Raw genomic sequence first — 25,403 nt, forward strand, 5'->3', positions numbered from 1 at the left:
GTTGATCTTTTAGCACACCTGCTTGTGTTTTTCGGGTAAATTTCGAGTTAAAGGAGAACGAACATGACAGCAATGAATTTGATCCTCATGGGTTTACCAGGTGCCGGTAAAGGTACGCAAGCCGAAAAGATTATCAAGGAGTTCAACTTGCCGCATATTTCCACGGGAGACATCTTCCGTGATGCGATGAAGAACGAAACTGAAATGGGATTGGCAGCGAAGAAGTTCATCGACAAAGGTGAACTTGTGCCGGACGAAGTCACGAACGGCATCGTTCGCGACCGGTTAGCTCAGGATGATACCAAAAACGGGTTCATGTTGGATGGGTTTCCCCGTTCTATTGTTCAAGCCGAAGCGTTAAACACGTTTGGCCCTGAACTTGATCGGACCATCAACGCCGTGATTAATATTCACGTTGAACCAGATGTTTTGGTTGAACGCCTTTCTGGTCGTTACATTTGCCGCAACTGTGGCGCAACTTACCACAAGCTGTACAAGCAGCCTAAGGTTGAAGGTACGTGTGACGTCTGTGGTAGTCATGACTTCTATCAACGCGAAGATGACAAGCCTGAAACGGTGAAGAATCGTTTGGCAGTGAATTTGAAAGCAAATACACCGCTGGTTGATTACTACACCAAGAAGAACTTGTTGTTCACCGTTGATGGTGACCGTGACATTGATGATGTTTACGTCGACATCGAAAAGATCCTGAAGAACCTCTAGGAAGTAGCTTAGTTCTTGCTTAACTAGAAGAATTATGGTAAGCTTATTCAGGTTTAGCCTGTAAATGGCGCGCTGACGCGATTCACAGGTGCTAGGTGGGGGCAACTCGTTGTCCTTGCCGCTTTTACGTGTATTTACACGCAATTAAAAGGGAGGTACTTTCGTGGCGAAAAGCGATGTCATCGAAGTCGAAGGTAAAGTTACCGAAACATTACCAAATGCGATGTTTCGGGTCGAATTAGAAAACGGTCATGAGATTCTCGCTCACGTTTCCGGTAAGATTCGGATGCATTACATCCGGATTCTGCCTGGTGACCGAGTAACTGTTGAAATGTCACCGTATGACTTGTCTAAAGGCCGGATTACTTATCGCTTTAAGTAACGGTTAGACAGATGTAGGAGGGATATTCATGAAAGTAAGACCATCAGTTAAGCCAATGTGCGAACACTGCAAGGTTATCAAGCGTAAAGGCCGAGTAATGATCATTTGCTCAGCTAACCCTAAGCACAAACAACGCCAGGGTAAGTAATTCAATTTATAGGAGGTGCACTTAAATGCCACGTATTGCTGGAGTGGATTTACCACGTGATAAGCGAATCGCTTACGGTTTGACTTACATTTTTGGAATCGGGATCAACACCGCACACAAGATTGTTGCGGATGCTGGTGTCGCAGAAGACGTTCGGGTTCGCGATATGACGCCTGATCAAGAAGACAAGATTCGTGCCGAAGTAGACAAGTACAAAGTTGAAGGTGACTTACGTCGTGAAGTTAGCTTGAACATCAAGAACTTGCAAGAAATGGGTTCTTACCGCGGTATGCGTCACCGTCGTGGACTGCCTGTTCGCGGCCAACACACCAAAAACAATGCCCGCACTCGGAAGGGTAAAGCCGTTTCCGTTGCCGGTAAGAAGAAGTAAGGGAGGTTTATCACTTTATGGCTACTAGAAGAACTAGTCGCAAGCGTCGGGTCAAGAAGAATATTGAAGCCGGTGTTGCACACATTCACGCTACGTTTAACAACACATTAGTTATGATCACAGACGTTCAAGGGAACGCTATTGCTTGGTCATCAGCTGGTGCCTTAGGTTTCAAGGGTAGTCGGAAGTCAACGCCATTTGCTGCACAAATGGCTGCTGAAGCCGCTGCTAAAGCATCACAAGAACATGGTGTTAAGTCCGTTGAAGTTGCTGTTAAGGGTCCTGGTTCAGGACGTGAAGCTGCTATTCGGGCAATCCAAGCTGCTGGTATCGAAGTTACGGCTATTCGTGACGTTACGCCAGTGCCTCATAATGGTACTCGTCCTCCAAAGCGCCGTCGGGTTTAACGTGAGCGTTTCATTAATGAGGGCAACCTTCATGATGGGATTGACTTATAGGAGCTCAACGCGGTTTGAAAGGGGTAAACGATAAGAATGATTGAATTTGAAAAGCCTAACATTCATAAAATTGACGAAAGCAGTAACTACGGCAAGTTTGTTGTCGAACCGTTGGAACGTGGTTACGGAACAACGCTTGGCAACTCTTTGCGTCGGATTCTGCTTTCATCATTACCTGGTGCAGCTGTTACCAGCATTCAAATCGACGGGGTTCTGCATGAATTCTCTACTGTCGAAGGGGTCGTTGAAGACGTCACACAAATCATCTTAAATGTTAAGAAGATTGCGTTGAAGTTAAACGGTTCTGATGATCAGGAAGAAACCATGGAGATCAACGTTAAGGGACCTGCCCAAATCACCGCTGGTGATATTGTGGCTGGTGCCGACGTTGACGTTTTGAACCCAGATCTGTACATTGCAACGGTTGCCGATGGTGCAACGTTCCATATGCGGATGACGGCTGACAAGGGCCGGGGTTATGTTTCTGCTGACGAGAACAAGACTCGCAACACGGACATGCCTATCGGTGTCTTAGCTGTGGATTCTATTTACACCCCAATCGAACGGGTTAACTACCAAGTAGAGAATGCACGGGTTGGCCAACGGGCTGACTATGATAAATTGACCCTGGATGTTTGGACAAACGGTTCAATTAATCCAAGCGAAGCCATTGCTCTGGCTGCAAAGATCTTGACCGAACATCTGGCTATGTTTGTCGACCTGACTGACGAAGCTAAGAATGCGGAAATCATGGTTGAAAAAGAAGAAACTCACAAGGAAAAGATGCTTGAGATGACCATCGAAGAGCTCGACTTGTCCGTTCGTTCTTACAACTGCTTGAAGCGTGCTGGTATCAACACGGTCCAAGAATTGAACAACAAGACTGAAGCAGACATGATGAAGGTTCGTAACTTGGGTCGCAAGTCCCTTGAAGAAGTTAAGGCTAAGTTAGCTGACTTAGGTTTGTCACTTCGGAAGGAAGACTAATTTTAGACACTCAAAGGAGGGTTTCTGGTTATGAGTTACCGTAAATTACAACGGACTAGTTCTCAACGTCGTGCCTTGTTACGCGATTTGACCACTAGTTTAATCTTGAACGGCCGCATCGAAACGACTGAAGCACGTGCTAAGGAAGTTCGCAAGACGGCTGACCAAATGATTACCTTGGGTAAGCAAGGCGACTTACACGCACGTCGTCAAGCCGCTGCTTTCATCCGTAACGTAGTTGCTGATGTCAAGGAAGATGGCGACGATGTCGTTGTTACCAGCGCATTGCAAAAGGTATTTAGCGAATTAGCACCTAAGTATGCTGATCGTAAGGGTGGTTACACGCGTATCATGAAGACGATGCCTCGTCGTGGTGATGGCGCTGCTATGGCTATCTTGGAATTCGTTGACTAATTATTAGTTCGGATTCAGGGAGCTTGTCACTTCCCTAAAACGTGGCAATTAGGTTTCAAATTAATCACTAGGACCATGTGGTATAGAGCGTTATGATGATGGGTTTTCCCCGAGTCTAGCTTGAATGGGGGCAAACGCCTCAGCGCCGCTGGTTTGTTAGTGATTTTTTTTGTACATATTTTTATGCCGGGGTGATGTTCACCAATTGGCGGTGACTGAGACAACCGTCAAGCTGCAGTCTTTTTGGTTCAAGCAAATTGATTACTGGTCGTAGGATGATTTGTTGACTGGATAGCTGGCAATGATCCAAAACCGATTGCCAAGCATGTGAGGTATTCACGTGAATATTGGTGAACCACTACGTTATCTCGTCAACATTTGGTATAATTACTGGTGACTTTTACACTGGGAGAATTAAAAACGCTGATGGAAAATATCATTGAAGTTAAACATCTTTCATATCGCTATGGCAAAGAGCAACGGCCGGCCTTAAATGATGTCAGTTTTGACGTCCATCGTGGCGAGTGGCTAGCCATTGTTGGACATAACGGGAGTGGAAAATCCACGTTAGCTAAGTCCTTAGATGGTCTGTTGCCATTTACTGAGGGGACAGTCACTATTGATGGCATGGAGCTTTCACCGGAGACCGTGTGGCAGGTGAGAGAAAAAATTGGTATGATCTTCCAGAACCCTGACAACCAGTTTGTTGGGGCAACCGTGGAGGATGATGTTGCTTTTGGTTTGGAGAATCGGCAGGTTACCCGTGAGGAGATGATTCCGCGGGTTAAAGCGGCTATCGAAGAAGTGGGGATGCGTGACTTTGCACAGCGCGAGCCGAGTTCGTTATCCGGAGGTCAGAAGCAGCGAGTCGCGTTAGCCGGTATTGTGGCCATTAGCCCCAGCATTTTAATTCTGGATGAAGCAACCAGTATGTTGGATCCCTTAGGGCGACAAGATATGCTTGAATTGGTCGGTAAGTTGCGGCGAGATCAGAAGCTGACGGTTATCTCAATTACCCATGATATTGATGAGGCAGCGAATGCTGACCGAATTTTGGTAATTGATGATGGTCAGTTGGTTCAAGAAGCTTCACCAGCGGAAATATTTGCGCTGGGTGAAAAGCTGGTTGATTTAGGATTGGATTTACCTTTTACGGCTAAGCTCAAGGCCGCACTGAAAAAGCGGGGTATTGAGCCCCCCGCAAGTTATCAAACGACGGCGGAAATGGAGGAATGGTTGTGGCAATCTCTTTCGAACACGTAACCTTTACGTACCATGCTGGAACGCCAATGGCGCAGACTGCTTTGGAAGATGTTTCCTTCAACCTGCCTGACCACGGGTACTTAGCCATCATTGGTCACACGGGGAGTGGTAAATCGACTCTCGTTCAACAGATCAACGCTTTGTTGAAGCCAACCGCCGGTACGATTAAAATTGATGATTTCACTATCACTCCTGACACGACCAATGCGGACTTAAAACCGTTACGGCAGCACGTGGGCATGGTTTTCCAGTTTCCAGAGAGCCAACTGTTTGAGGAAACGATCCGCAAAGACATTGCGTTTGGTCCACAAAATTTTGGCATGTCCCCTGAGGACGCCAACGACCTGGCTGACCAAATGTTGACGACGGTTGGCTTAGATGCTAGTTACGCTGAACGCTCACCGTTTGAGCTGTCCGGTGGTCAGATGCGGCGAGTTGCCATTGCAGGTGTGCTTGCCATGCGGCCGCAGGTTCTAATCCTAGACGAACCCACGGCTGGGTTGGATCCGCAAGGGCGACAAGAAATGATGGACTTATTTGAGCAACTCCACAGAGAGCAAGGACTGACGATTGTTTTAGTCACCCATCAGATGGAGGATGTCGCTGAATACGCTGAGCAAGTTGCCATTATGTGTGAGGGTCGGTTGGTTAAATTTGGCGATGTTCAAGCGGCTTTTGGCGATCCTGACTGGCTACTAGCTAATCAACTAGACGTCCCCCGCGCAGCACAATTTGCGCAGCAACTGGCGAAAAGAGGACTGCGGTGGCAGCCTTTACCATTGACCGCTGATCAGTTAGCAGAACAGATTGCACAGCAGTGGAAGAAACGGGGGACGGACCATGTCTAATTTTATCTTTGGTCGTTACTTACCGTTGAATTCCGTGGTGCACCGATTAGATCCGCGGGCTAAACTCATGTTGAGTTTCTTCTACATCGTGCTGGTATTCATGGCCAATAATCTTGTGACCTACGGAATCTTGATTGTTTTTACGTTAGCTGCAATTTTTGCTTCGAAGATAAGCCTAGGTTTCTTTTTAAAGGGAATTCGACCACTGCTCTGGTTGATTGTCTTTACGGTGGTCTTACAGTTGCTCTTTAGTCCGGCTGGTGGTCACGTGTACTTTCACTGGGCGTTTATCAACATTACCCAGTACGGGGTCGTGAACTCTGGGTACATTTTCATTCGATTTTTATTGATCATCATGATGTCGACTTTATTGACCTTGTCGACTCAACCGTTAGACATTGCTACTGGGTTGTCATCACTGATGAAGCCATTGCGGTGGGTTCACGTTCCCGTGGATACGTTAGCCATGATGCTGTCGATTGCATTACGGTTCGTGCCAACTTTAATGGATGAGGCCACCAAAATCATGAACGCGCAACGCGCTCGTGGGGTCGACTTCGGTGAAGGGGGCCTGTTTAAACAGGCCAAGTCACTGATTCCTTTGATGGTACCGCTATTCATGAGTGCTTTTAACCGAGCTGAGGACCTATCAACGGCCATGGAGGCGCGGGGGTACCAGGACAGTGAGCATCGTAGTCAGTACCGGATTCTCACCTGGCAAAGACGAGATACGGTAACCTGGATTATATTTATAATTGGATTTGCGGCGATTCTTGTTTTTCGTCGTTGGTAGGAGGACCTGATGCAACGTTACAAAGTAACTTTAATGTATGACGGCACGAACTTTGCCGGGTTTCAACGGCAACCAAATAAGCGGACCGTGGAAAGCACACTGACGAATGTTGTCAATAAGATGGCTAAGCAACCGCAGCCCGCGATTGTGGTCTATGGTTCTGGCCGGACTGACGCAGGTGTCCATGCGTTGGCCCAGGTGGTCCATTTCGACTTTCCCTTTCTCATTCCCGCGGAGAACATGCGCAAGGGCTTAAACAGCATGTTACCGATGGATATGGAGGTCCTAAAGGTCGAGGAGGTCGCCGACACGTTTCACGCGCGGTATGATGTTTCTGGCAAGCGGTATCAATACCGGATGGATATGGGCGAATTTCGGAACCCCTTTAAACGCAATTATACGGGCCACTGGAAGTTCCCAGTCGATTTAAATAAGATTAATCAGGCCTGTGCCGACTTAGTCGGAGAACACGATTTTACCAGCTTCGTGGCGTCTGGCGCGCAGACCCGGACCTTCGTTCGAACAATCTATGAGGCTAGCTGTCATGTGGATGCGGCAAATCATGAATTAGTCTTTGATTTTTACGGTAACGGTTTTATGTACAACCAAGTGCGAATCATGGTAGGGGTCCTGGTAGAAATTGGGTCCGGGACCCGGCCGGTTCATGACATCCCCAGACTGTACGAAGTCAAGGACCGTAAGCAAGCGCGGCGAACGGTGCCAGCGGCTGGTTTATATTTGAAACACGTGTATTATATGGGAGAGGATCCAGAACACCCGACAAAATTGCCGCAACATCAACGGTAATTTTCGTTAGGGGGACAAACAATCATTGACTTTATGAGTAAAACTTTGTATCATAGTTGTTGGTATTGTTTGCCCCACGATAAGCCCCGGAAAGTTTACTTGGTGTCAGACAAACACAGATTTATGGAGGAATTTAACGTGCGTACAACTTATATGGCAAAACCTAACGACGTGGACCGCAAATGGTACATCGTCGACGCAACCGATGTTAGTTTAGGTCGGCTTGCTTCAGTCGTTGCTTCTGTATTACGTGGTAAGAACAAGCCAACTTTCACGCCTAACGTGGATACTGGTGATAACGTAATCGTCATCAACGCTGCAAATGTCGCCTTAACTGGCCGTAAAGCAACCGGTAAGATTTACTACCACCATACTGGTTTCGCTGGTGGTTTGAAGTCACGGACTGCTGGTAACTTCCGGGATGAAAACCCAGAAAAATTGATCGAAACTTCTGTTCAAGGTATGCTTCCTAAGAACTCCTTAGGTCACCAAATGGCATTGAAGCTTCACGTGTATGCTGGTGCAGACCACAAGCACGAAGCACAAAAGCCAGAAGTATTAGACATTACTAACCTAATCTAAGGAGGAAACCAAATTGGCACAAGTTCAATATCGCGGCACTGGCCGTCGTAAAAACTCCTCTGCTCGTGTACGTTTAGTACCAGGCTCAGGTAAGATCGTTATGAACAAGAAGGCAATCGAAGACTACATTCCATTTGCAAGTATTCGTGAAGTTGTCTTACAACCATTCAACGTTACGGAAACGCTTGGTAACTATGATGCATTAGTTACTGTGCGCGGTGGCGGTTTCTCCGGTCAAGCCGGTGCAACTCGTCACGGGATCGCTCGGGCATTGCTCGAAGTTGACCCAGACTTCCGTGGTCCGCTGAAGCGTGCGGGTCTTTTGACTCGTGACGCCCGGATGAAGGAACGTAAGAAGCCAGGTCTGAAGAAGGCACGTAAGGCTTCACAATTCTCCAAGCGTTAATATTTCGATATTATCAATTGGGAAAGCTCTCACCTTTACGGTGGGGGCTTTTTTGTTATGGGGGTCTGAGACTGGTGACACAGAGTTAGTAGGGAGCTGATTCAAAGCCAGGTACATTTTTCTTCAAAATCAATCGCTTTGGGATTGGCATGCGTTAATTTCTTATATTAAATGAGATGCAGCTCAGACCAGTCGGTTTGATTATCAGAAATGGCTGGTGCCACGATGGGTCGTCCTAGAATCTACAATTTGTAGGCTTTGGGATTTTTAAGGGAAACGGGATTAGCCACAGTGTGGGTTAACAAAAATCTTTATTTTCCTCACTACGATTTCCCCAATATCATGCAGAATTTTAAGGTTGGTTTCGGGCCACCCGGCCATATAGAATGGTCACCTGTTATCAAAAAAATCGTGTTTTCTAGTTTTTCCCGTAACCAGGTGTTGTTTTCCCGTAACCAATGTCTTAAGCTGAATGAGAAGTACATAACGGGACTGGGAGTTGTATGGATAAAATTAAGAATTCGAAGCTATTTGATACACTTTCTAAGAAAATGGTCTGGGGATTTATTCTCCTGATTACGATGGGAACGATTCTGCTGAGCCTGCCAATCGCAACTCAGGGAATGCGTGGCTCCACCTTTATTGATACGGTTTTTACGGCGACTAGTGCCACTTGCATTACGGGACTCACGGTGGTCAATACGGCCACCCATTGGTCATTTTTTGGTCAAGTAGTTATTTTGGCGCTGTCTGAAGTTGGGGCGTTAGGCTACATGACCTTTGCTGTATTGTTATTTAACATCATTCGTCGCCATCTAAATCTTTCAACGCAGCTGATGGTTAAAGAATCATTGAACTTGGAAAACTTAAGTGATACCAAGAGCGTTATGCGCTACGTAATTGGCCTCTCAGCGCTCTTTCAGATTGGGGGCGCCATTCTATTAGGTGTCGACTTCATCCCGCGCTTTGGCTGGAAATGGGGCTTGTACGTGTCTGTTTACCATGCAGTCATGTCGTTTTGTAATGCGGGCTTTGATGTATTTGGCAATAGCCTTAGAGGATTTCAGGATGACTCGTACTTGTTGATTGTCACGATTATTCTAATTATTGCCGGCGGCCTGGGCTTTTTGGTTTGGCGGGATCTATTACTGTTCCATGAGCGGAAACGTCTGACCCTAAATTCCAAATTGACGTTGGTGACGACTGGTACGCTGTTTGTGGTCGGTTTCTTACTCCTCTTGATTACGGAGCGAGATCTGTCACTGATGCCAGCGCACACGTCTTGGTTTAACCGCACCGTCAACACACTCTTCCTGAGTGTTACGCCACGGACTGCTGGTTTGATCACGTTACCAACGCATCAGCTTCAATCAGGGAGTGTGTTTATCCTAATGATTCTGATGTTTGTCGGTGGGACACCTGGTTCGACCGCTGGTGGAATCAAGACGACCACGTTTGGCGTTCTGATGCTGCAGAGTATTGCTCAAATCCGCGGGAAAAAAGATGTTGAATTTAGTCACCGCCGCTTTAGTCAAAATAATATCAGCCGCGCACTATTACTCGTCTTTCTGGCCAGCATTGTGATTGTTGTGGCAACGTTGATTCTGACTCAGACGGAACGGATTCCCAAGGGGTTCGGCCTGGAATACATTGTGTTTGAAGTGTTATCGGCATTTGGAACAGTGGGGCTGAGTCTGGGATTGACGCCACACTTAACGGTTATCGGCAAGCTAGTTATCATGCTACTTATGTTCATCGGACGGGTTGGTATTTTTACGTCGCTGTACGCACTATCGAAACGTCAGACCAGGGTCAACCAGATTCGTTATCCAGAAGAAAATGTTTTAATAGGTTAAGGAGTTTTATAAATGAAGAAAAATTTTGCCGTCCTGGGACTCGGGCGCTTTGGCCAAAGTGTGGTTCAAACGTTGGCTGAGACTCATCAGGACGTTCTTGCGGTCGACGTACAGGAAACACCCGTCAATCAGATGATGGACGTGGCCACGCAAACGCTGATTGCGGACACGCGGGATGAAGAAGTCCTGCGGGGACTCAACATTGATACCTTTGACTACGTGATTGTCGGTATTGGGAATAACATGGAAGCTAGCATTCTGACGACCATGCTAGCTAAAGAGCTGGGCGCTAAGAAAGTCATTGCAAAGGCGGAAACGTCCGATCAGGGTCGGGTTCTTGAACGGGTCGGTGCGGACCAGGTCGTCTTTCCTGAGCGGGATATGGGCCACAGTATTGTCCGTAAGTTGCTGTCCAACCATATTCTGAATTTCATCGATCTCAGCGATGAATACACGTTAGCGGAAATTGTGATTACTGATCCTAACTTTGTGAATCAAAATTTGATTCAGTTAAATCTACGAGAACGGTTTGATTTGACGGTCATTGCCATTCAACACGGTCGTAAAATCAACATCTCACCGAACCCAACGGATGCGATTCAATTACATGACGTGTTGACGGTGGTCGGGCCGATTGAAAATGTTGAGAAGTTGGATGAGACACTAAAGAAGTAGCTGCTAAAGATGAGGGGTGAGAGTGAGGTAAAAGGCGGTTAGTCAATGGGGATTAACGTCGATAGACAAATAGTCCCAATCTTGGATTGTTTTTTCTATTGGGGTTAAACAGAGTTGACTGTCTTTTGGCGCACTTTTCGACGTTAGACCTTCGGAGCGCGCCGCTCACCTGTATAGTAGCAAAAAAGCAGGTTCTCCACCTGATGGGGGTGAGAACCTGCTTTTGACTAGTCGAAAATTTGAAATGAGTTAGCTTTATTTAGTAAAGAGCCCCGCAAGAGCTTTACAGTAAATGAATGTTGGCAGCTTCACACTTGTCGATCATTTCCTTTGGCCAGATGGCAGCTTGGACTTCACCAACGTGTGCCTTACCCAACAACAGCATGCACAGCCGGGATTGGCCAATCCCACCACCGATGGTGAACGGAATATCTTCGCTCATAACCATTTTGTGGTAAGGGAAGACCAAGCGATCTTCGGCGTGCGCAATTTTTAATTGCTTCATCATCCGGTCCGCGTCGACCCGGACACCCATGCTGGAGATTTCAATGGCCTTGTTCAGGGGTTCGTACCAGAATAAGATATCGCCGTTTAATTCCCAGTCATCGTAGTCAGGAGCCCGGCCGTCATGGCGTTTGCCACTCTTTAAGGCGCCACCGATCTTCATCAGAAAGACACAGCCCAGTTTCTTGGTAATGGCGTTTTCCCGTTCTTTAGGCGTCATGTCAGGGTAGGTGTCTTCCAGTTCTTGTGTCGTGACGAAGTGGATTTCATCTGGTAAATGGTGAACAGCTTGAGGGAACTTGTACCAGACTTCGTGTTCCATATGTTTGATAACCTTAAAGATGGTTCGAACGGTGGACTTTAGGGTTTCTTCGTTCCGTTCATCCTTTGAAATCACCTTTTCCCAGTCCCATTGATCAACGTAAGCGGAGTGGTAGTTATCCAGATCTTCGTCCTTCCTAATGGCGTTCATGTTGGTGTAGAGGCCTTCGTGCATTCCAAAACCGTAACGTTTCAGAGCCAAGCGTTTCCATTTAGCTAAGGAGTGAACGATTTCAATCGTATCGTCACCCATGTCCTTCATTGTGAAGGAGACGGGTTTTTCGACCCCACTCAGGTTATCATTCAACCCGGAAGCCTTGTTGACGAACATAGGGGCAGAGAGCCGGGAAAGGTTCAATTGGGCACCAAATTCGTCTTGGAACGTTTCACGGATGTAGCGAATGGCGGCCTGGGTTTCCTTAACGGATAGCTTAGGATCGTAATCCTTAGGTACGATTAAATGCATAGTAATTTCTCCTTTGTGGTTTAAATTTAAATTTAGATAAAAGAAAAAGTCCTTCCATCCCTTATATCAAGGGACGAAAAGACTTTTCGCGGTACCACCCAAGTTGTTTATCATCAAAAATAAACCAGCTCAATTAGAGTACAAACATACTCTACCGATGGTAACGTACCGGTTGACGGCTAGACCTACTATGCCCCGGGGCAGTTCAGGTAGCAACTAAGAAAGTGTTTTTCAGAAAACGCGAACGCTGATTGGGTTTGCACTGATTCCCAACTCACTGGCAGGCGGCGTTAACTTACTCCTCTTTCCTCCGTTATTTATCTTATGGCATTAATCCTAGCACGATTTTGGCGTTTGTAAACCAAAAAATTAAAATTTGCCTAGAATTAAATGGCAAAAACCCTTAAAAAAGTCCGGCCCCGTCACGGTTCTTATGGGGTCAAAACTTTTTTTGAAGGAGCAACTTTAACCGCCCATTCAATCAAACCGACACTGTCAATCATACTGATAAGGGGGCGGGGGGATGGACGAACCGGGGAAGTCGGCGTCCCGGTTCACTAACAAATAGGGGTCTCTGGTAGCGTCAAATGCTGATAACTTGCCGCTGACATCATAACGGGGACTGCCGCATCGCTTCAATAGGGAGTGAAGCACGTGGCTTTTTGGGCAGTCAAACTGAATTTTCGAACATTTAGGCTTAGTCGGGGATTATTGGTTTTCAGAAGCACGCGGTGGTAGCGGACAGATTTATGGGTGCATAAACCTGTCAGATTCAGGTTGGCAATGCTGACGTCGGCATGTTAGGTCTGTTGAAACAACTTTTTACTTGATAAGCCTATGGTTATACGTTTTCATAACAATTTTCTATTGACATTTGGGTCAGAAAAAATTAAACTATTATAATTGGTTTAATCGAATTCTCATTTAAAAATAGAAGGAGGAGTCGGCTTGGCACGATCTCATCAACTCTTTATTAAGAAACAGGTGCAAACGGATCTCTATAAAAAAACGGGGTTGGAAAAAACGTTGACGGCGTTTTCTCTGACGACGATGGGTATCGGTGCAATTGTCGGTGCCGGAATTTTTATCACCCCGGGCCTGATTGCTGCTAACTACGCCGGTCCTGGCGTGATGTTGTCGTATTTAATTGCTGTGGTCGTCTGTGCGATGGCTGCCCTGTGTTATTCAGAGTTTTCGTCAACGATTCCGCTGGCGGGGAGTGCCTACACTTACGTCTATGCTGTTTTTGGTGAATTTACCGCCTGGATTTTGGGGTGGGCGTTAATTTCTGAATATCTCTTTGCCGTGTCATCCGTGGCGGTCAGCTGGTCCTCATATTTTCAGAGCTTACTAGCGGGCTTTGGATTCAAGCTTCCCGTATTTTTCCGCGCAGCTGCTGGTACAGCTGGCGTGAAGGGTGGGGCCATCGATCTGGTTGCCTTAGTGATCACCATGTTGGTAGCCTGGCTCCTGTCCAAAGGGATTCGCGAGTCCGCCAGAATTAACAACATTATGGTTATCGTTAAAATTTTAGTCATCTTGTTATTTATTGGTATCGCCGTCTTCTACGTTAAGCCGGCAAACTATAACCCATTTCTGCCTTTTGGAACGGCTGGTATTTTTAAGGGGGCTGCGGTCGCCTTTTACGCCTATATTGGGTTTGACGCTGTTTCAACAGCTAGTGAAGAGGTCAAGAATCCTAAGCGAAATATGCCAATTGGAATTATCTCGTCCCTGTTGGTGGCTGCGGTTCTGTACATTGGTCTATCTGCTGTTTTAGTTGGTGTCGTGCACTACACTAAGTTGAGTGTGGCCGATCCGGTGGCTTTAGCCCTGAGCCTCATTCATCAGAACTGGGCGTCCGGTGTGGTTTCCTTTGGGGCCATCGTAGGGATGACGACCGTGTTGATCGTCATGTCTTACGGAGGGACGCGGTTGTTATTTGCCATCAGTCGAGACGGTCTGTTGCCATCAGGACTGAAGAAATTGAATCCGAAGACTCACGTTCCCGTAGCCAACACCTGGATTTTTGGCATTTTGGCCAGCTTATTTGCAGCGGTCATTCCCATCGATAAGATTGCCGAATTGGTGAACATTGGGACGCTGTCAGCCTTTGCCATGGTATCACTGGGTATCGTCTTCTTGCGGCATGACGAACGCTTTAAGAATTTGGATACCTCGTTTAAAGTGCCCTGGTATCCCTTCTTACCAATTGCATCGTTCTTAGCTTGTCTCTACCTCATGACACAGCTGCAGGCCTTCACCTGGCTGGCATTTGCCGTCTGGGTCGTCCTGGGTCTGATCGTCTACATGAGCTACGGTTACCAGCATAGCGTGGTACGCCAGCAAGTTAAGGGTTAACGCTTTCATTTCGTGCTAAAATGGTCCTAGACTACCGAGAGGGATGACTGGATGCGTTACCTAGCAAGTTCAAGCTTAGATATTCGCCAAAATTTAGCAACTGAAACGTATTTGATGGAGCACGCCGATCTATCGGAACCCATCCTGTATTTTTACATCAACTCACCGTGTATCATTGTCGGCCGCTACCAAAATGTGCTGGCTGAAATCAATCAGCAGTACGTTCAAGACCACAACATTATTCTCACGCGGCGGACGTCTGGTGGGGGTGCTGTGTACGATGACCTCGGTAATGTGAGCTTCAGCTTTATTACCCAGGACGATGGGGATGCCGTGGGCAATTTCAAACGCTTCACGGATCCGGTGATCAAGGCACTTCATCAGATGGGGGCGACTGGCGCCGCCATGACGGGGCGTAACGATCTGACCATTGCCGGCAAAAAGTTCTCTGGTAATGCCATGCACGTCGAAAATGGGCGGATGTTCTCTCACGGAACATTGATGTATGATGTGGATCAGACGCAGATTGCCAAGTCCTTGCAGGTACCAGCCGACAAGCTAGCTTCCAAAGGAGTCAAGTCGGTGAAGAGTCGGGTGACGAACCTGAAACCGTATTTCGATGAGGCTTATCAGCACCTGACGATTGAAGAATTTCGGGATACCTTGGCCAAGGAGATCTTAGCGGTCTCGGATCTTAAGGATGCCAAGACTTACCAGTTAACGGCGGCTGATCAGGCAGGTATCCAGCAACAAGCCGACCAATACTTTAACAATTGGGATTGGATTTACGGCAGTGATCCAGCCTATTCTCTGACCCGGCGGCAGCATTTTACTGCAGGAACGGTTGAGTTTGACCTGGATGTGGCTGGTGGTAAGATTCAAGCGATTCAGATTCACGGCGACTTCTTTGGCCAGCTGCCAATTGAAGAGGTGACGACTAAGTTGACGGGGGTGACCTACACACCAGCCGCTGTTGCTGCAGTTTTTGAGACACTTGATGTTTCACGTTACTTTGGTAAAATTTCGAGAAATGAACTAGTTGATTTGCTAACAAAGCAGCCGACCGCTGAATAGGACGAGACTGGTCCATAGAACTTGATTAGTCGAAGCGTTGCTGCAGAGACAGCAACGCTTTGTTTTTTATTAAGGTTGCTGGGCAATCAGGAAACCTTAAGGAATTACCCCTATAATGGACAAGTTGATTCATAAGATTAATTTTTTTTAGAACGACCACCTGGCAGTTTGCGGGTGGGTGAAAGGGTGGCTAACCAAACCATGGAAATGGAAAAACGACAACGACCAAGAAGAAAGCGACATCCAGTCCGTAACACAATTCTGATGCTGATTCTGGCGCTATTAGTGGACGGCGTGGCGTATGGCTATCAGAAGTATCAAAGTATCAAGAAGTCTGTTGACACGACGTACCAAGCATCCGGTGCTAAGAAGCTTCGGAACGTGAACGCAGTGTTGAAGCAGAAGAAGCCGATTTCGATTCTGCTAATGGGAACTGATACGGGGGCCCTTGGTCGGACGTTCCAGGGACGAACCGACAGTATGATGGTAGTGACCATCAATCCAGAAACGGCGAAGACGACCATCACCAGTATTCCACGGGATACGGCGGTTTCAATCCCCGGATATGAGGATTATGGTACAGTTAAAATTAACGCGGCTTACGCTTATGGCAAATCTAAGACGGCCATTACGACCGTCCAGGATATGTTAAATATTCCAATTGACTTCTATGCCATTATCAACATGGGGGGGATGGAAAAGATCATTGACGAGGTCGGTGGTGTGGACTTGACGCCAACGTTGAGCTTTAGTTATGGCGGGTACACCTTTAAGAAGGACGTAGAAACGCACATGAATGGGAAACGGGCATTGGCCTACTCCCGGATGCGTGACGACGATCCCCAAGGAGATTACGGTCGGCAGACGCGTCAACGAAAGGTCATTATGGCGCTACTAAATAAGTCTGGTTCGGTCACATCGTTGTTGAACGAAAGCTTTATCAGTTCGTTGACCCAGCAAACGCAGACGGATCTGACATTTAACGATCTGACGGCACTGGCCACAAACTATCGTCGTGCCACGAAGAGTATTAAGACGACCCACTTGCAAGGAACTAGTGAGACGCTTAACAGTCAGAGCATGGAGGTGGCCTCAAAAGCCGAGTTGCAACGGGTCACAAATTATATTCGGACTGGTTTAGGTTTGGCTCACAAGGCAACCGGAACTATTGCTCAGGTTGATGCCTCGACCGGCGCAGCTGGTACGAGTAGCACGGGGACCACTGATAACGGCAACAATGGTGGCCCTGGTGGCGGTTACTAATAGTCGTCGCACCTCGCTCGGTGACCAAGGATTCCACCCACTGTGGGATGCTTCAAGCTGTAATGAATAAAATGATTGTGATCAGTAAGAGCGCTGCAGGCTGAGGCCTGGGCGCTTTTTCTATGGGTATTATGCAATGGGGGTCCTGGTTGAGTTGCTTCTACCGGCGGCTTCGTTGTAGGGTAGGTATCAGTAGTGAACGTTGAAGGGAGTTATTGCTAGATGCAGAATATCTTAGTTACGGGAGGCGCCGGCTTCATTGGTGCCAACTTTGTCCGCTACGTGGTGGCTAACCACCCAACGATTCACGTAACGGTGTTGGATAAGTTAACGTATGCCGGAAACCGGGCCAATCTGGCGGGGCTGCCAACTGACCGGGTGCGGTTGGTGGTTGGTGATATTGCCGACGCACAGTTGGTCAATGATCTGGTCCAGCAGGTCGATGCCGTTGTCCACTACGCAGCTGAGAGTCACAATGACCGTTCGTTACGCGATCCGGCGCCATTTATTCAGACCAATATCGTTGGTACCTATACGCTGCTACAGGCCTGTGTTCGCTATAACGTGCGGTTTCACCACATCTCCACCGATGAGGTTTACGGTGATCTGCCACTCAGGAGCGCTGAAGTGGCTGGTCTAGCGGAGAAATTCACCCCTGAGTCGCGTTACAATCCTAGCAGTCCCTATTCCGCTACCAAGGCGAGCTCCGACATGCTGGTGCACGCTTGGGTCCGGTCGTTTGGGCTACGAGCGACCATTTCGAATTGTTCTAACAACTATGGCCCTTACCAACACATTGAAAAATTCATTCCTCGCCAGATTACGAATATTCTCAGCGGGCGGCGGCCAAAACTATATGGGACGGGGCGAAACGTGCGTGATTGGATTCACGTAGATGATCACTCGCGAGCGGTCTGGCTAATTTTGACGCAAGGGCGGATTGGTGAAACCTACCTAATTGGGGCCAACGGTGAGCGTTCTAATTTAGCGGTTCTACAGGAGATCTTAACGGCGATGGGACAGCCAGCCGATGCCTACGATTACGTGCACGACCGCCCGGGGCATGACCGGCGGTACGCCATCGATGCCACTAAAATCCAAACTGAATTGGGGTGGCAACCGCAGATGACGGACTTTTCAGCGGGTTTGCAGCAGACCATTGCTTGGTATCAGACGCACGAAGGCTGGTGGCAAGGGGAAAAAGCGGCAGTTGAGGCCGCTTATCAGACTGTCCAAACGACCGAGTCGGCTATTGATCATGAATAAGGTGAGGGCGAGGCAGCGGTCTCGCCCTTTTTTAAACATTAATTTGCCGATATATTATAACCATTTGTTAGTAGCGTTATACGTGAATGAATTAGTTCGAATGCCTTTTAATTGCTAAAACGAAAAAATGCAATAGGATTGACTTGATTGTGAAAAATGGTTTATAGTGTGGTAGTAAATATAAAAGTTGTTGTAAAAGCTAGCGCGCATTTGAACAAGTGGTGGTCTCTCACGTCAGTCACAAGGACCTACACGGAGGAGAGTATGGAGTCAGAACAAACAATTAACTTGGCACAAGTAGCCAACATTCTACGGAAGCATGTCAGATTGATCAGTCTAACCACCCTGTTAGTCACAGTCTTAGCCGTGGTGGCGACCTTTTGGATCATGACACCCAAGTATCAAGCAACGACCAACATTCTCGTAAATCGCCGGGTGACGGCGACGGAACAGGGCGGTCAGCTGCAACAAGTGCAGGCCGACGTCCAGATGATCAGCACCTATAAGGACATTATCACCAGCCCAACGGTTTTGGAGTCGGTGAGCCGGGAGGTCCAGGGACTACCCGGTCATCCAGACGACTTGAAGCAGGCATTACGGATTGAAAATGAACCTAATTCACAAGTATTTTCGGTAACGGCAACGGCGATTAACCCACAAACTGCTGCGACAATTGCCAACAAGACGGCCCAGTCATTCAAGGATAAGATCGGCAAAATTATGCGGATCGATAATGTGTCCATTGTTTCGCCCGCAACCGCTAGTGGCGGAGCAGTTAGTCCTAAGAAGGCAATCAATATTCTCTTAGGTGTGGTGGTCGGTCTCTTACTGGGGATGAGTTTAGCCTTCATTCGGGAAGCAACGGATAGAACGGTGACGTCCGAGAAATTCTTGACCGAAGACCTGGGCTTAACCAGTCTGGGAATTATTGGCGAGATTCCTCAGGAACAAGCGCAGGGGAGCCGGTCAACTGAGTCAACGTTGACTGGGCAGACTAATACGCAATCACGGCGCATTCAAAGAAGGGTTTAGGTGGTAGAGTATGCAATGGTTCAGGCACAAGACACTAAGCGATGCCAGTCATAGAAATGGCGTGGGATTGATTACCGCGAAGGCGCCAGAGCACCAAATTGCTGAGCAGTTTCGCACGGTGCGAACGAACATCCAATTTTCCTCAGTGACTCACCCAGTTAAGTCGATTCTGTTCACCTCCTCTGCGCCTTCAGAGGGTAAGTCGACTGTGAGCAACAATTTGGCAGTCACGTGGGCTAGTCAGGGGGCGCGGGTAGTCTTGGTGGATGCAGATTTGCGGCGGCCCACGGTTCATCAAACTTTTGGTGTGGCTAATCGCTTGGGCATGACGAACTTCTTATCAGGTGTGGCAACCATGGTTGAGGTGGTCCAGGCAACGGCCATCCCCAATTTGGCGGTGGTGACCAGTGGGCCGATACCGCCCAATCCAGCGGAATTGCTGGGTAGTTCGCGGCTAAAGCAGTTATTGCGGGAGTTACAGGATAGCTATGATTTGATAATTGTGGACGCTCCGCCAGTCAATACGGTGACGGATAGTCAGTTGTTGGCGGCAGAGGTGGACGGGACCATCTTGGTGGTCCCCCAAGGAATTGCTACTAAGAGTGGCGTACGGCGGGCCCAACAACTTTTGGAGGCGGTGCACGCCAATGTTTTAGGGGCAGTGATGAACCGAGTCACAGATTTGAAATCAGATGGTTACTACGGACAGGTGTACCAAGGCTATTACGGTCGAACGGATAATTAGATGGGGTTAATTGATGTGCATAACCATCTTTTACCAGCAGTAGACGATGGCCCTAAAAGTCACGAACGAGCGTTGCAACTAGCTGAGACGCTGGTTGCCCAGGGTATCACCCACGCCGTGTTGACGCCGCATCATTTGCGGGTTGATTACGTCAATCCCAAATGTGTCGTGCAAGAACGGGCGGCCGCCTTTCAGTCTGCGTTGCAGTTAGCACGGATTCCACTGACGGTATTTCCTGGGCAGGAGGTCCATATGACGGGGGACTTGTTGCCCCGTTTGGCGGCCGACGATCTGTTATTTTTAGATGAAGTGGGGACTTACTTGTTGTTGGAACTGCCAGCGACGCACGTGCCGCAGTACACGGAAGACCTGCTATTTCAGCTGACACTGCGGGGGATTATCCCCGTCATAGCTCACCCAGAACGACATCCGGTGTTGCAACGGGAACCGGACCGCCTAAAGGGGTTAATCCGACTGGGGTGTCTGCTCCAGGTGACGGCGGGAAGTTATCTGGGAATGTTCGGGCAAGCTGCCCAGAAGTTAGCTAAGCAATTGTTGGCGAGTGTCCCAGGAATTTTACTAGCCTCCGATGCTCATGACCACTTGCGCCGTCCCTGCGTCTTGGCGGCAGCCTTTCAGCGACTAGAAGTTGTGGTGGGGCCAGACCGTTGTCGAGAAATTAATGAGAATGCCGTCGCCGTTGTCAACGGGGAATCCCTAATAACGGGCGGCTGAACACTTTTGCCACTCAGAAGAAAGGGTTAGGGATATTTAATGGATTATCGTGACACAAGCTATCGGAGTAGTCTGCTTGACCAGGCCAGACAACGACGCCGGTATTTATACCGAACGAGTAAACGGGTATTTGATTTGATGATGAGCCTCCTAGGACTGCTGCTCCTGCTGCCGGTGTTCATAGTGGTTGCTGTCTTAATCAAGTTGGAAGATCCCCGGGGACCCGTATTCTATTCACAAACGAGGGTGGGTGTGAACCAACAGCCCTTTAGAATGTTCAAGTTCCGCTCGATGGTGGTCGATGCTGACCATCGGCTCAATCATTTGTTGCAACAAAGTGATGTGGCTGGGGCCATGTTCAAAATGAAGCAGGACCCCCGAATTACTAGAATCGGCCGGGTGCTTCGTAAATACAGCGTGGATGAACTGCCCCAACTGCTAAATGTTTTATTGGGTCAGATGAGTCTAGTTGGTCCACGGCCGCCATTACCGCGAGAGGTGGCAACTTACACGGCTCATGATTTACAGCGGTTGACGGTGAAACCTGGTTGTACAGGATTATGGCAAGCAACGGTCCGCAATGAGGTGAGTTTTGCAGAAATGGTGTTACTGGATCTTCAATATATTGCGCGGCGGAGTTTTCTGTTGGACCTCTATGTGTTACTTTTAACAATTCGTGTCTTTGTGAAGCCAAACGGGGCTTACTAGGCATTAAGAAAGGGATGACCGAATGAAGGTATGTTTGGTTGGATCCAGTGGTGGCCATTTGGCCCATCTGCAGTTATTGCGAGATTTTTGGGCAGACGAGCAGCGCTTCTGGGTTACCTTTGACAAGGCAGATGCACGGAGTCTGCTCAAAGGTGAGCGTCGAATCAACTGCTTCTTTCCGACGAATCGTAACTTGAAGAATCTTATCAAGAATACGTGGTTAGCGTTCAAGGTGTTGCGGCAGGAACGGCCCGACGTCGTCATCTCATCCGGCGCCGCGGTCGCCGTACCGTTTTTCTACGTCAGTAAGCTCCTTCGTATCAAGACGGTTTACATTGAAGTTTTTGATCGGATCGATGCGCCCACTCTGACGGGCAAGCTCGTTTACCCAGTCGCGGACCTCTTCGTGGTTCAGTGGCCGGAAATGTTAAAGGTGTACCCCAAGGCAGTGAATTTTGGGAGGATTTTTTAATGATCTTTGTGACGGTAGGAACCCATGAACAACCCTTTAACCGCCTGGTAATGGCCATGGAGGATTTAGTTGTGCAGGGCATTATTACAGAACGGGTCGTGATTCAGGCGGGGTACGCGACGGCGGTTGCTCATCACTGTGAGGTAACTGATTTTTTGAGCAATCACGATCTGCAGCAAGCGATGCAGTTGGCGGAAACGGTGGTTTGTCACGGTGGGCCGGCCACCTTTATGCAGTCATTGGCGTTGGGGAAACGAACCATTGTGGTGCCCCGGCAAGCAGCATTTCAGGAGCACGTGAATGATCATCAGTTGACGTTTGCCCGCCAGGTGGAACAGCGGGGATACCCGTTAACTGTGGTTGACGACGTGGCCGAGTTAGCGACTATTTTTACGACGGCTCGTGACGTGACACACCAATTACCCTCGCACACACACGAATTTAACCATCAATTGGCGGGGGCGATTCGGCGGATGGGAGTGTTGGCATGATTCCTAAGGTCATCCATTACTGTTGGTTTGGGGGTCAGCCACTGCCTGACAGTGTGGCACGTTGCTTAGCATCCTGGCAGCGCTTCTGCCCAGACTATCAGCTTAAACGCTGGGATGAATCAAACTGGGATGTGACGCGAAGCCCATACGTGCGGCAAGCATACGCGCACAAGAAATATGCCTTTGTCGCCGACGTTGCCCGCTTAGATGTTGTTGCTCAGTATGGTGGTATTTATCTAGATACGGACGTAGAACTGCTCCAGCCACTGGATGAGTTTTTAGCGTACGATGCTTTCTTTGGCATGGAGGAGCCCGGCCGGGTGAATACCGGTGTAGGATTTGGGGCAATCAGCCAGCATCCCATGGTATGTGAGCTGTTAGCGCAGTACCAGCAGCGTGATTTCATTTGTAATGGTCGGTCAGACTTAACAACTTGTGTCACGATTGCGGTCCCGTTATTCAAGGAGTGGGGGATACAACGAAATCGGCGGATCCAATTTCTACAGGATAAGCGCGTCGTCATCCTGCCACCAACCTATTTTTGTCCGGAGGATCTCGCGTCAGGTAAGCGACAACTTACGGCACAAAGCGTCGCCATTCACCATTACGCTGCTACTTGGAAGTCCGCCACCTCACTAACGGTTACTCGGTGGAAGGTCAGGGGCCGTCGCATTATTGATGCCGTTGGCGGGGAAGGGAGTTATGCACGACTGAAATGCTGGTACAACGTGGTAAGGAGTAAGATTTGATGGCAACTATTTCCCAATCACCGGGGTTACCGGTTAAATATATCGTCGCGGTGTTAACGACGTTTACAGCAACTTTTCTAGCGGCCGTCACCGGTGCTTTCCCTGTTGCTTGGTTAGTTGCGATTGGTGCTGGGTGGTCCCTCAATCAGTTACGGCAACAGCGCGAACTGATCTTGTTGGCCATCGTATTGTTACTCGTTTTTCAAAACTTTTTGATTGGCGTGGGCGCTCATTTAGCTGGAAATGACCAAGGACTAACGTTTTTGACACAGGTACCACTTCTCTTCACGGTGGGGCTGTTCGTTGGCGGTCCGCTTAAAACCATCCGTTGCGATTTGACGACGCAGCTTTTTCTCGGGCTATTGGGAATCACACTGGGGTCGCTGGCACTAGGGCACGGGTCGCTGGGTGCAATTATCGCTAATCTTAGAAATTTGACGTTCTTTTTCATGGTCTATCAGATAGCTTGGCAGAATAGTCGGCTGGCATCGTTTGATGTCGCGGCCCTTTGTCGGCGGTTGTGCCACCTAGCCTTGCTGGTTATTGGCGTCGGTGTGATTCTTCTGCTGGGTGGATATCGCGCGTACGCTGCCATTGGTATTGATGAAGTTTATCGCGCCAAGGGGGCCAGTGCTGTCGCGCAGGCAGGATTAGACGGTCGGTTTTACTCAGATGCCTTTGGCCACGCTGTGACGCGGATGGGGTCGCTGTACTACGAGCCCGTCAACCTCGGCTATCTGTTAGTGGGAATTCTCCTATTTCTGTTGATGTTTCGCTGGACTCAGAGTTGGGTGGTCCGGGTGGTCGGTGACGTTATCGTTCTGGTAGGCGTGTGCTTAACCTTTGGGAAAGGTGCGCTCATGGTGCTGGGGCTGGTGCTGATTGCCCCGGGAATTCACCGGAGTCTGAAGTGGTGTCTTCATTTTTTAAATGACCCAGCCATCTATCTGGGTGTGATACTACTAGTTGCTGGACTGGTTTACCTCTACAGTAACTTTTACTACCAAACGTTCGGTGGGGCGGTGGGTAACCACTTTACCGCCATTACAGAAACGTGGCGAAATATCTTAGCCCGACCGTTGGGCCACGGCTTAGGAACCGGGGGTAACGCGGCAGCAGCCCTGAACGTTGGGGAGAGTGATGATACTACCTGGTTGAGTACGGGCGGTGAAACAGCCCTCCTGTCGTTTGGGTATCAGATCGGTTTAGTGGGAATCGGCGTCTTGAGCCTGATTTTTGTTCAGTTAGGGCGGCAACATCTGGTTCGTTTAAATTCATTGACGCGCCGAGTCCAGGCTAGTTGTCTGCAGATGGCATATCTACCAGTAATTTTGATTATCATGAGTATTTTTCAAGACAATACATTTACCCCCCAATGTATTGCAATCTATATGATGTTACTGGCGATGGGACCAGTTCTTCGTCGCCCAGCAGGAGAGGAGTCCGCATGAGGTCCCCATACTTTTCAATCATCATTCCGGTGTACAATGCCGCTCATTTTCTGGAGCGCTGCTTGACCTCGGTGCTAGACCAGGCATTCACAGATTTTGAAGTCTTGGCGGTGGACGATGGTTCAACAGATGCTTCACTGGCGGTGCTTCAACAGTTGGCGGTGAACGCATCGGCGCTGCAGGTGTTTTCTCAGGTCAATGCGGGTGTCTCCGCCGCGAGAAATGCCGGGTTAAAAGTGGCAAGGGGGCAGTACGTGTTGTTCCTAGACCCGGATGATTATTTAGTAACGGATGCACTGACGATTTTGAAGAATCAGCTGATGAGTCAACCAGATATTGTTTGTTTCAACGTCTTATTGGCGAGTCATGGCCGAACATTCATTATGCCGTTGAATGAGTTGTTTGCTCACAAACAGATCTTGCCCGCAGACCGCTTTCTGGAAGCTATTTTTACCAGGGGTGGGTTTCAAGGCTACGCCTGTAACAAAGCCTATCGTCGGGCGGCGATTCAGGGCATGCAGTTTGACGAGCACGTGGCGTATTTGGAGGATGAATTGTTTAACGTCCAACTAGCCCAACGGGTGGCGACGATTCTGTGTCTGCCGGAGCCGCTGTATGTGTATCGGCAACACGCCGAGTCGTTAGTGAATTCAGGCTTTAATCCTAAAAAGGTCACGGCGATTCAAGCGGTCGATCAGATGCTGACCAGTGTCCCGCCAGCATTTCGAACGGATCTTAAGATTCGCCGGAATCGGTTGCTTATAGAACTGGCTAGTGCTGCTTTAAGAAGCCATCGGGAGTTTAAGCAACTGCGCGCTGCGTATTATCGACTGTCCCCGCGCTGCCAGCATTGGGTGTATGGACCAGCTAATCAGATAATTCTTAGGGTGGCCAACTGGCATTTTGCGGGAGCAGCACGACTTTTTCGGACGAAAGATATACTAGTGAAGAGTCGCCTGTTCTACTGGTTGCGTTACCGGTTGGCTAGACCGTAGCCGGTTGCTCGCATGAATGAAGGGGTTCGGGAAAATT

The 25,403-nt window shown here is 48.6% G+C and carries 29 protein-coding genes; 28 read left to right on the plus strand and 1 reads right to left on the minus strand.

Annotated features, from left to right (window positions below; translation table 11 throughout):
* Positions 1-72 precede the first annotated feature (72 nt).
* From AB3Y94_RS12015 to AB3Y94_RS12085, 15 genes are all read left to right on the plus strand, one after another.
* Positions 73-723, plus strand: coding sequence for an adenylate kinase (locus AB3Y94_RS12015; RefSeq protein WP_318530967.1), 651 nt, complete (start codon positions 73-75; stop codon positions 721-723).
* 163 nt (positions 724-886) lie between these two features.
* On the plus strand, positions 887-1,105 hold the full coding sequence (gene infA / locus AB3Y94_RS12020) for a translation initiation factor IF-1 (protein ID WP_011668477.1): 219 nt from the start codon (positions 887-889) through the stop codon (positions 1,103-1,105).
* 28 nt (positions 1,106-1,133) lie between these two features.
* Entirely contained in the window at positions 1,134-1,253 is a 120-nt protein-coding gene (gene rpmJ / locus AB3Y94_RS12025) for a 50S ribosomal protein L36 (protein WP_008855781.1), read from the plus strand.
* A 25-nt stretch (positions 1,254-1,278) separates the two neighbouring features.
* Entirely contained in the window at positions 1,279-1,644 is a 366-nt protein-coding gene (rpsM, locus tag AB3Y94_RS12030; protein ID WP_125682788.1) for a 30S ribosomal protein S13, read from the plus strand.
* A gap of 17 nt (positions 1,645-1,661) precedes the next feature.
* On the plus strand, positions 1,662-2,051 hold the full coding sequence (gene rpsK / locus AB3Y94_RS12035; RefSeq protein ID WP_125682786.1) for a 30S ribosomal protein S11: 390 nt from the start codon (positions 1,662-1,664) through the stop codon (positions 2,049-2,051).
* 87 nt (positions 2,052-2,138) lie between these two features.
* The gene (locus AB3Y94_RS12040; RefSeq protein ID WP_125682784.1) at positions 2,139-3,089 is read left to right on the plus strand and encodes a DNA-directed RNA polymerase subunit alpha; all 951 of its coding nucleotides are present in this window, start codon (positions 2,139-2,141) and stop codon (positions 3,087-3,089) included.
* Positions 3,090-3,119: 30 nt separating this feature from the next.
* Positions 3,120-3,503 carry a 50S ribosomal protein L17 gene (gene rplQ / locus AB3Y94_RS12045; RefSeq protein ID WP_011668472.1) on the plus strand — a complete coding sequence of 128 codons (384 nt, stop codon included), beginning with the start codon at positions 3,120-3,122 and terminating at the stop codon, positions 3,501-3,503.
* A gap of 423 nt (positions 3,504-3,926) precedes the next feature.
* Entirely contained in the window at positions 3,927-4,766 is an 840-nt protein-coding gene (locus AB3Y94_RS12050; protein ID WP_367296528.1) for an energy-coupling factor ABC transporter ATP-binding protein, read from the plus strand.
* Positions 4,742-5,614 carry an energy-coupling factor ABC transporter ATP-binding protein gene (locus tag AB3Y94_RS12055; RefSeq protein WP_367296404.1) on the plus strand — a complete coding sequence of 291 codons (873 nt, stop codon included), beginning with the start codon at positions 4,742-4,744 and terminating at the stop codon, positions 5,612-5,614. The genes AB3Y94_RS12050 and AB3Y94_RS12055 overlap by 25 nt, the downstream gene beginning before the upstream one ends.
* A complete protein-coding gene (locus tag AB3Y94_RS12060) occupies positions 5,607-6,407 on the plus strand; it encodes an energy-coupling factor transporter transmembrane protein EcfT (protein WP_367296405.1) in 801 nt (266 codons plus the stop codon). The genes AB3Y94_RS12055 and AB3Y94_RS12060 overlap by 8 nt, the downstream gene beginning before the upstream one ends.
* Positions 6,408-6,416: 9 nt before the next feature.
* Positions 6,417-7,214: a tRNA pseudouridine(38-40) synthase TruA gene (gene truA / locus AB3Y94_RS12065; RefSeq protein ID WP_367296406.1), complete on the plus strand. Its 798-nt coding sequence runs from the start codon at positions 6,417-6,419 to the stop codon at positions 7,212-7,214.
* Between the two features lie 138 nt (positions 7,215-7,352).
* Positions 7,353-7,796, plus strand: coding sequence for a 50S ribosomal protein L13 (gene rplM, locus AB3Y94_RS12070; RefSeq protein WP_125682774.1), 444 nt, complete (start codon positions 7,353-7,355; stop codon positions 7,794-7,796).
* A gap of 13 nt (positions 7,797-7,809) precedes the next feature.
* Positions 7,810-8,202 (plus strand): 30S ribosomal protein S9, encoded by a 393-nt coding sequence (gene rpsI / locus AB3Y94_RS12075; protein WP_125682772.1) that lies wholly within the window; start codon positions 7,810-7,812, stop codon positions 8,200-8,202.
* 503 nt (positions 8,203-8,705) lie between these two features.
* Positions 8,706-10,058 (plus strand): TrkH family potassium uptake protein, encoded by a 1,353-nt coding sequence (locus AB3Y94_RS12080; protein WP_367296407.1) that lies wholly within the window; start codon positions 8,706-8,708, stop codon positions 10,056-10,058.
* Positions 10,059-10,070: 12 nt separating this feature from the next.
* Entirely contained in the window at positions 10,071-10,733 is a 663-nt protein-coding gene (locus AB3Y94_RS12085; protein ID WP_367296408.1) for a TrkA family potassium uptake protein, read from the plus strand.
* 283 nt (positions 10,734-11,016) lie between these two features.
* Here the strand turns inward: AB3Y94_RS12085 and asnA are convergent, their stop codons facing one another.
* Positions 11,017-12,024 (minus strand): aspartate--ammonia ligase, encoded by a 1,008-nt coding sequence (gene asnA, locus AB3Y94_RS12090; RefSeq protein WP_367296409.1) that lies wholly within the window; start codon positions 12,022-12,024, stop codon positions 11,017-11,019.
* Positions 12,025-12,972: 948 nt separating this feature from the next.
* On the opposite strand from asnA, the gene AB3Y94_RS12095 reads away from it, so the two are divergent.
* The 13 genes from AB3Y94_RS12095 to AB3Y94_RS12155 all read left to right on the plus strand — a co-directional run bounded on the left by AB3Y94_RS12095 (position 12,973) and on the right by AB3Y94_RS12155 (position 25,366).
* Positions 12,973-14,385, plus strand: a complete 1,413-nt coding sequence (locus AB3Y94_RS12095) for an APC family permease (protein ID WP_367296410.1) — start codon at positions 12,973-12,975, stop codon at positions 14,383-14,385.
* A gap of 51 nt (positions 14,386-14,436) precedes the next feature.
* Complete coding sequence (locus tag AB3Y94_RS12100) at positions 14,437-15,459, plus strand: lipoate--protein ligase (protein WP_367296411.1); 1,023 nt, start codon at positions 14,437-14,439, stop codon at positions 15,457-15,459.
* A gap of 186 nt (positions 15,460-15,645) precedes the next feature.
* Positions 15,646-16,722, plus strand: a complete 1,077-nt coding sequence (locus tag AB3Y94_RS12105; RefSeq protein WP_367296412.1) for an LCP family protein — start codon at positions 15,646-15,648, stop codon at positions 16,720-16,722.
* Positions 16,723-16,944: 222 nt separating this feature from the next.
* Positions 16,945-17,988: a dTDP-glucose 4,6-dehydratase gene (gene rfbB / locus AB3Y94_RS12110; protein WP_367296413.1), complete on the plus strand. Its 1,044-nt coding sequence runs from the start codon at positions 16,945-16,947 to the stop codon at positions 17,986-17,988.
* 264 nt (positions 17,989-18,252) lie between these two features.
* Positions 18,253-19,020, plus strand: coding sequence for a YveK family protein (locus tag AB3Y94_RS12115; protein WP_367296414.1), 768 nt, complete (start codon positions 18,253-18,255; stop codon positions 19,018-19,020).
* A 10-nt stretch (positions 19,021-19,030) separates the two neighbouring features.
* Positions 19,031-19,765 carry a CpsD/CapB family tyrosine-protein kinase gene (locus AB3Y94_RS12120; RefSeq protein WP_367296415.1) on the plus strand — a complete coding sequence of 245 codons (735 nt, stop codon included), beginning with the start codon at positions 19,031-19,033 and terminating at the stop codon, positions 19,763-19,765.
* Positions 19,766-20,500 (plus strand): tyrosine-protein phosphatase, encoded by a 735-nt coding sequence (locus AB3Y94_RS12125; protein WP_367296416.1) that lies wholly within the window; start codon positions 19,766-19,768, stop codon positions 20,498-20,500.
* A 39-nt stretch (positions 20,501-20,539) separates the two neighbouring features.
* Positions 20,540-21,208, plus strand: coding sequence for a sugar transferase (locus AB3Y94_RS12130; protein WP_367296417.1), 669 nt, complete (start codon positions 20,540-20,542; stop codon positions 21,206-21,208).
* Positions 21,209-21,230: 22 nt separating this feature from the next.
* Positions 21,231-21,680, plus strand: a complete 450-nt coding sequence (gene pssD, locus AB3Y94_RS12135; RefSeq protein ID WP_367296418.1) for a PssD/Cps14F family polysaccharide biosynthesis glycosyltransferase — start codon at positions 21,231-21,233, stop codon at positions 21,678-21,680.
* Positions 21,680-22,171, plus strand: coding sequence for a glycosyltransferase (locus AB3Y94_RS12140; protein ID WP_367296419.1), 492 nt, complete (start codon positions 21,680-21,682; stop codon positions 22,169-22,171). Before pssD ends, AB3Y94_RS12140 begins: the two co-directional genes overlap by 1 nt.
* Positions 22,168-22,920: a glycosyltransferase family 32 protein gene (locus AB3Y94_RS12145; RefSeq protein ID WP_367296420.1), complete on the plus strand. Its 753-nt coding sequence runs from the start codon at positions 22,168-22,170 to the stop codon at positions 22,918-22,920. The genes AB3Y94_RS12140 and AB3Y94_RS12145 overlap by 4 nt, the downstream gene beginning before the upstream one ends.
* Positions 22,920-24,371: a hypothetical protein gene (locus AB3Y94_RS12150; protein ID WP_367296421.1), complete on the plus strand. Its 1,452-nt coding sequence runs from the start codon at positions 22,920-22,922 to the stop codon at positions 24,369-24,371. The genes AB3Y94_RS12145 and AB3Y94_RS12150 overlap by 1 nt, the downstream gene beginning before the upstream one ends.
* Positions 24,368-25,366 carry a glycosyltransferase family 2 protein gene (locus AB3Y94_RS12155; RefSeq protein ID WP_367296422.1) on the plus strand — a complete coding sequence of 333 codons (999 nt, stop codon included), beginning with the start codon at positions 24,368-24,370 and terminating at the stop codon, positions 25,364-25,366. Before AB3Y94_RS12150 ends, AB3Y94_RS12155 begins: the two co-directional genes overlap by 4 nt.
* Positions 25,367-25,403 lie beyond the last annotated feature (37 nt).

It is taken from the genome of Levilactobacillus yonginensis, from assembly GCF_964065165.1.
Lineage (GTDB): Bacteria > Bacillota > Bacilli > Lactobacillales > Lactobacillaceae > Levilactobacillus > Levilactobacillus yonginensis_A.

What these genes read in the sequence shown, in the direction of transcription:
- AB3Y94_RS12015 (WP_318530967.1), top strand. Translation starts at nt 73, where the DNA reads ATGAATTTGATCCTCATGGGTTTACCAGGTGCCGGTAAAGGTACGCAA.
- rpmJ (WP_008855781.1), top strand. Translation starts at nt 1,134, where the DNA reads ATGAAAGTAAGACCATCAGTTAAGCCAATGTGCGAACACTGCAAGGTT.
- rpsM (WP_125682788.1), top strand. Translation starts at nt 1,279, where the DNA reads ATGCCACGTATTGCTGGAGTGGATTTACCACGTGATAAGCGAATCGCT.
- rpsK (WP_125682786.1), top strand. Translation starts at nt 1,662, where the DNA reads ATGGCTACTAGAAGAACTAGTCGCAAGCGTCGGGTCAAGAAGAATATT.
- AB3Y94_RS12040 (WP_125682784.1), top strand. Translation starts at nt 2,139, where the DNA reads ATGATTGAATTTGAAAAGCCTAACATTCATAAAATTGACGAAAGCAGT.
- rplQ (WP_011668472.1), top strand. Translation starts at nt 3,120, where the DNA reads ATGAGTTACCGTAAATTACAACGGACTAGTTCTCAACGTCGTGCCTTG.
- AB3Y94_RS12060 (WP_367296405.1), top strand. Translation starts at nt 5,607, where the DNA reads ATGTCTAATTTTATCTTTGGTCGTTACTTACCGTTGAATTCCGTGGTG.
- truA (WP_367296406.1), top strand. Translation starts at nt 6,417, where the DNA reads ATGCAACGTTACAAAGTAACTTTAATGTATGACGGCACGAACTTTGCC.
- AB3Y94_RS12080 (WP_367296407.1), top strand. Translation starts at nt 8,706, where the DNA reads ATGGATAAAATTAAGAATTCGAAGCTATTTGATACACTTTCTAAGAAA.
- AB3Y94_RS12085 (WP_367296408.1), top strand. Translation starts at nt 10,071, where the DNA reads ATGAAGAAAAATTTTGCCGTCCTGGGACTCGGGCGCTTTGGCCAAAGT.
- asnA (WP_367296409.1), bottom strand. Translation starts at nt 12,024, where the DNA reads ATGCATTTAATCGTACCTAAGGATTACGATCCTAAGCTATCCGTTAAG.
- AB3Y94_RS12100 (WP_367296411.1), top strand. Translation starts at nt 14,437, where the DNA reads ATGCGTTACCTAGCAAGTTCAAGCTTAGATATTCGCCAAAATTTAGCA.
- rfbB (WP_367296413.1), top strand. Translation starts at nt 16,945, where the DNA reads ATGCAGAATATCTTAGTTACGGGAGGCGCCGGCTTCATTGGTGCCAAC.
- AB3Y94_RS12115 (WP_367296414.1), top strand. Translation starts at nt 18,253, where the DNA reads ATGGAGTCAGAACAAACAATTAACTTGGCACAAGTAGCCAACATTCTA.
- AB3Y94_RS12120 (WP_367296415.1), top strand. Translation starts at nt 19,031, where the DNA reads ATGCAATGGTTCAGGCACAAGACACTAAGCGATGCCAGTCATAGAAAT.
- AB3Y94_RS12125 (WP_367296416.1), top strand. Translation starts at nt 19,766, where the DNA reads ATGGGGTTAATTGATGTGCATAACCATCTTTTACCAGCAGTAGACGAT.
- AB3Y94_RS12130 (WP_367296417.1), top strand. Translation starts at nt 20,540, where the DNA reads ATGGATTATCGTGACACAAGCTATCGGAGTAGTCTGCTTGACCAGGCC.
- pssD (WP_367296418.1), top strand. Translation starts at nt 21,231, where the DNA reads ATGAAGGTATGTTTGGTTGGATCCAGTGGTGGCCATTTGGCCCATCTG.
- AB3Y94_RS12140 (WP_367296419.1), top strand. Translation starts at nt 21,680, where the DNA reads ATGATCTTTGTGACGGTAGGAACCCATGAACAACCCTTTAACCGCCTG.
- AB3Y94_RS12145 (WP_367296420.1), top strand. Translation starts at nt 22,168, where the DNA reads ATGATTCCTAAGGTCATCCATTACTGTTGGTTTGGGGGTCAGCCACTG.
- AB3Y94_RS12150 (WP_367296421.1), top strand. Translation starts at nt 22,920, where the DNA reads ATGGCAACTATTTCCCAATCACCGGGGTTACCGGTTAAATATATCGTC.
- AB3Y94_RS12155 (WP_367296422.1), top strand. Translation starts at nt 24,368, where the DNA reads ATGAGGTCCCCATACTTTTCAATCATCATTCCGGTGTACAATGCCGCT.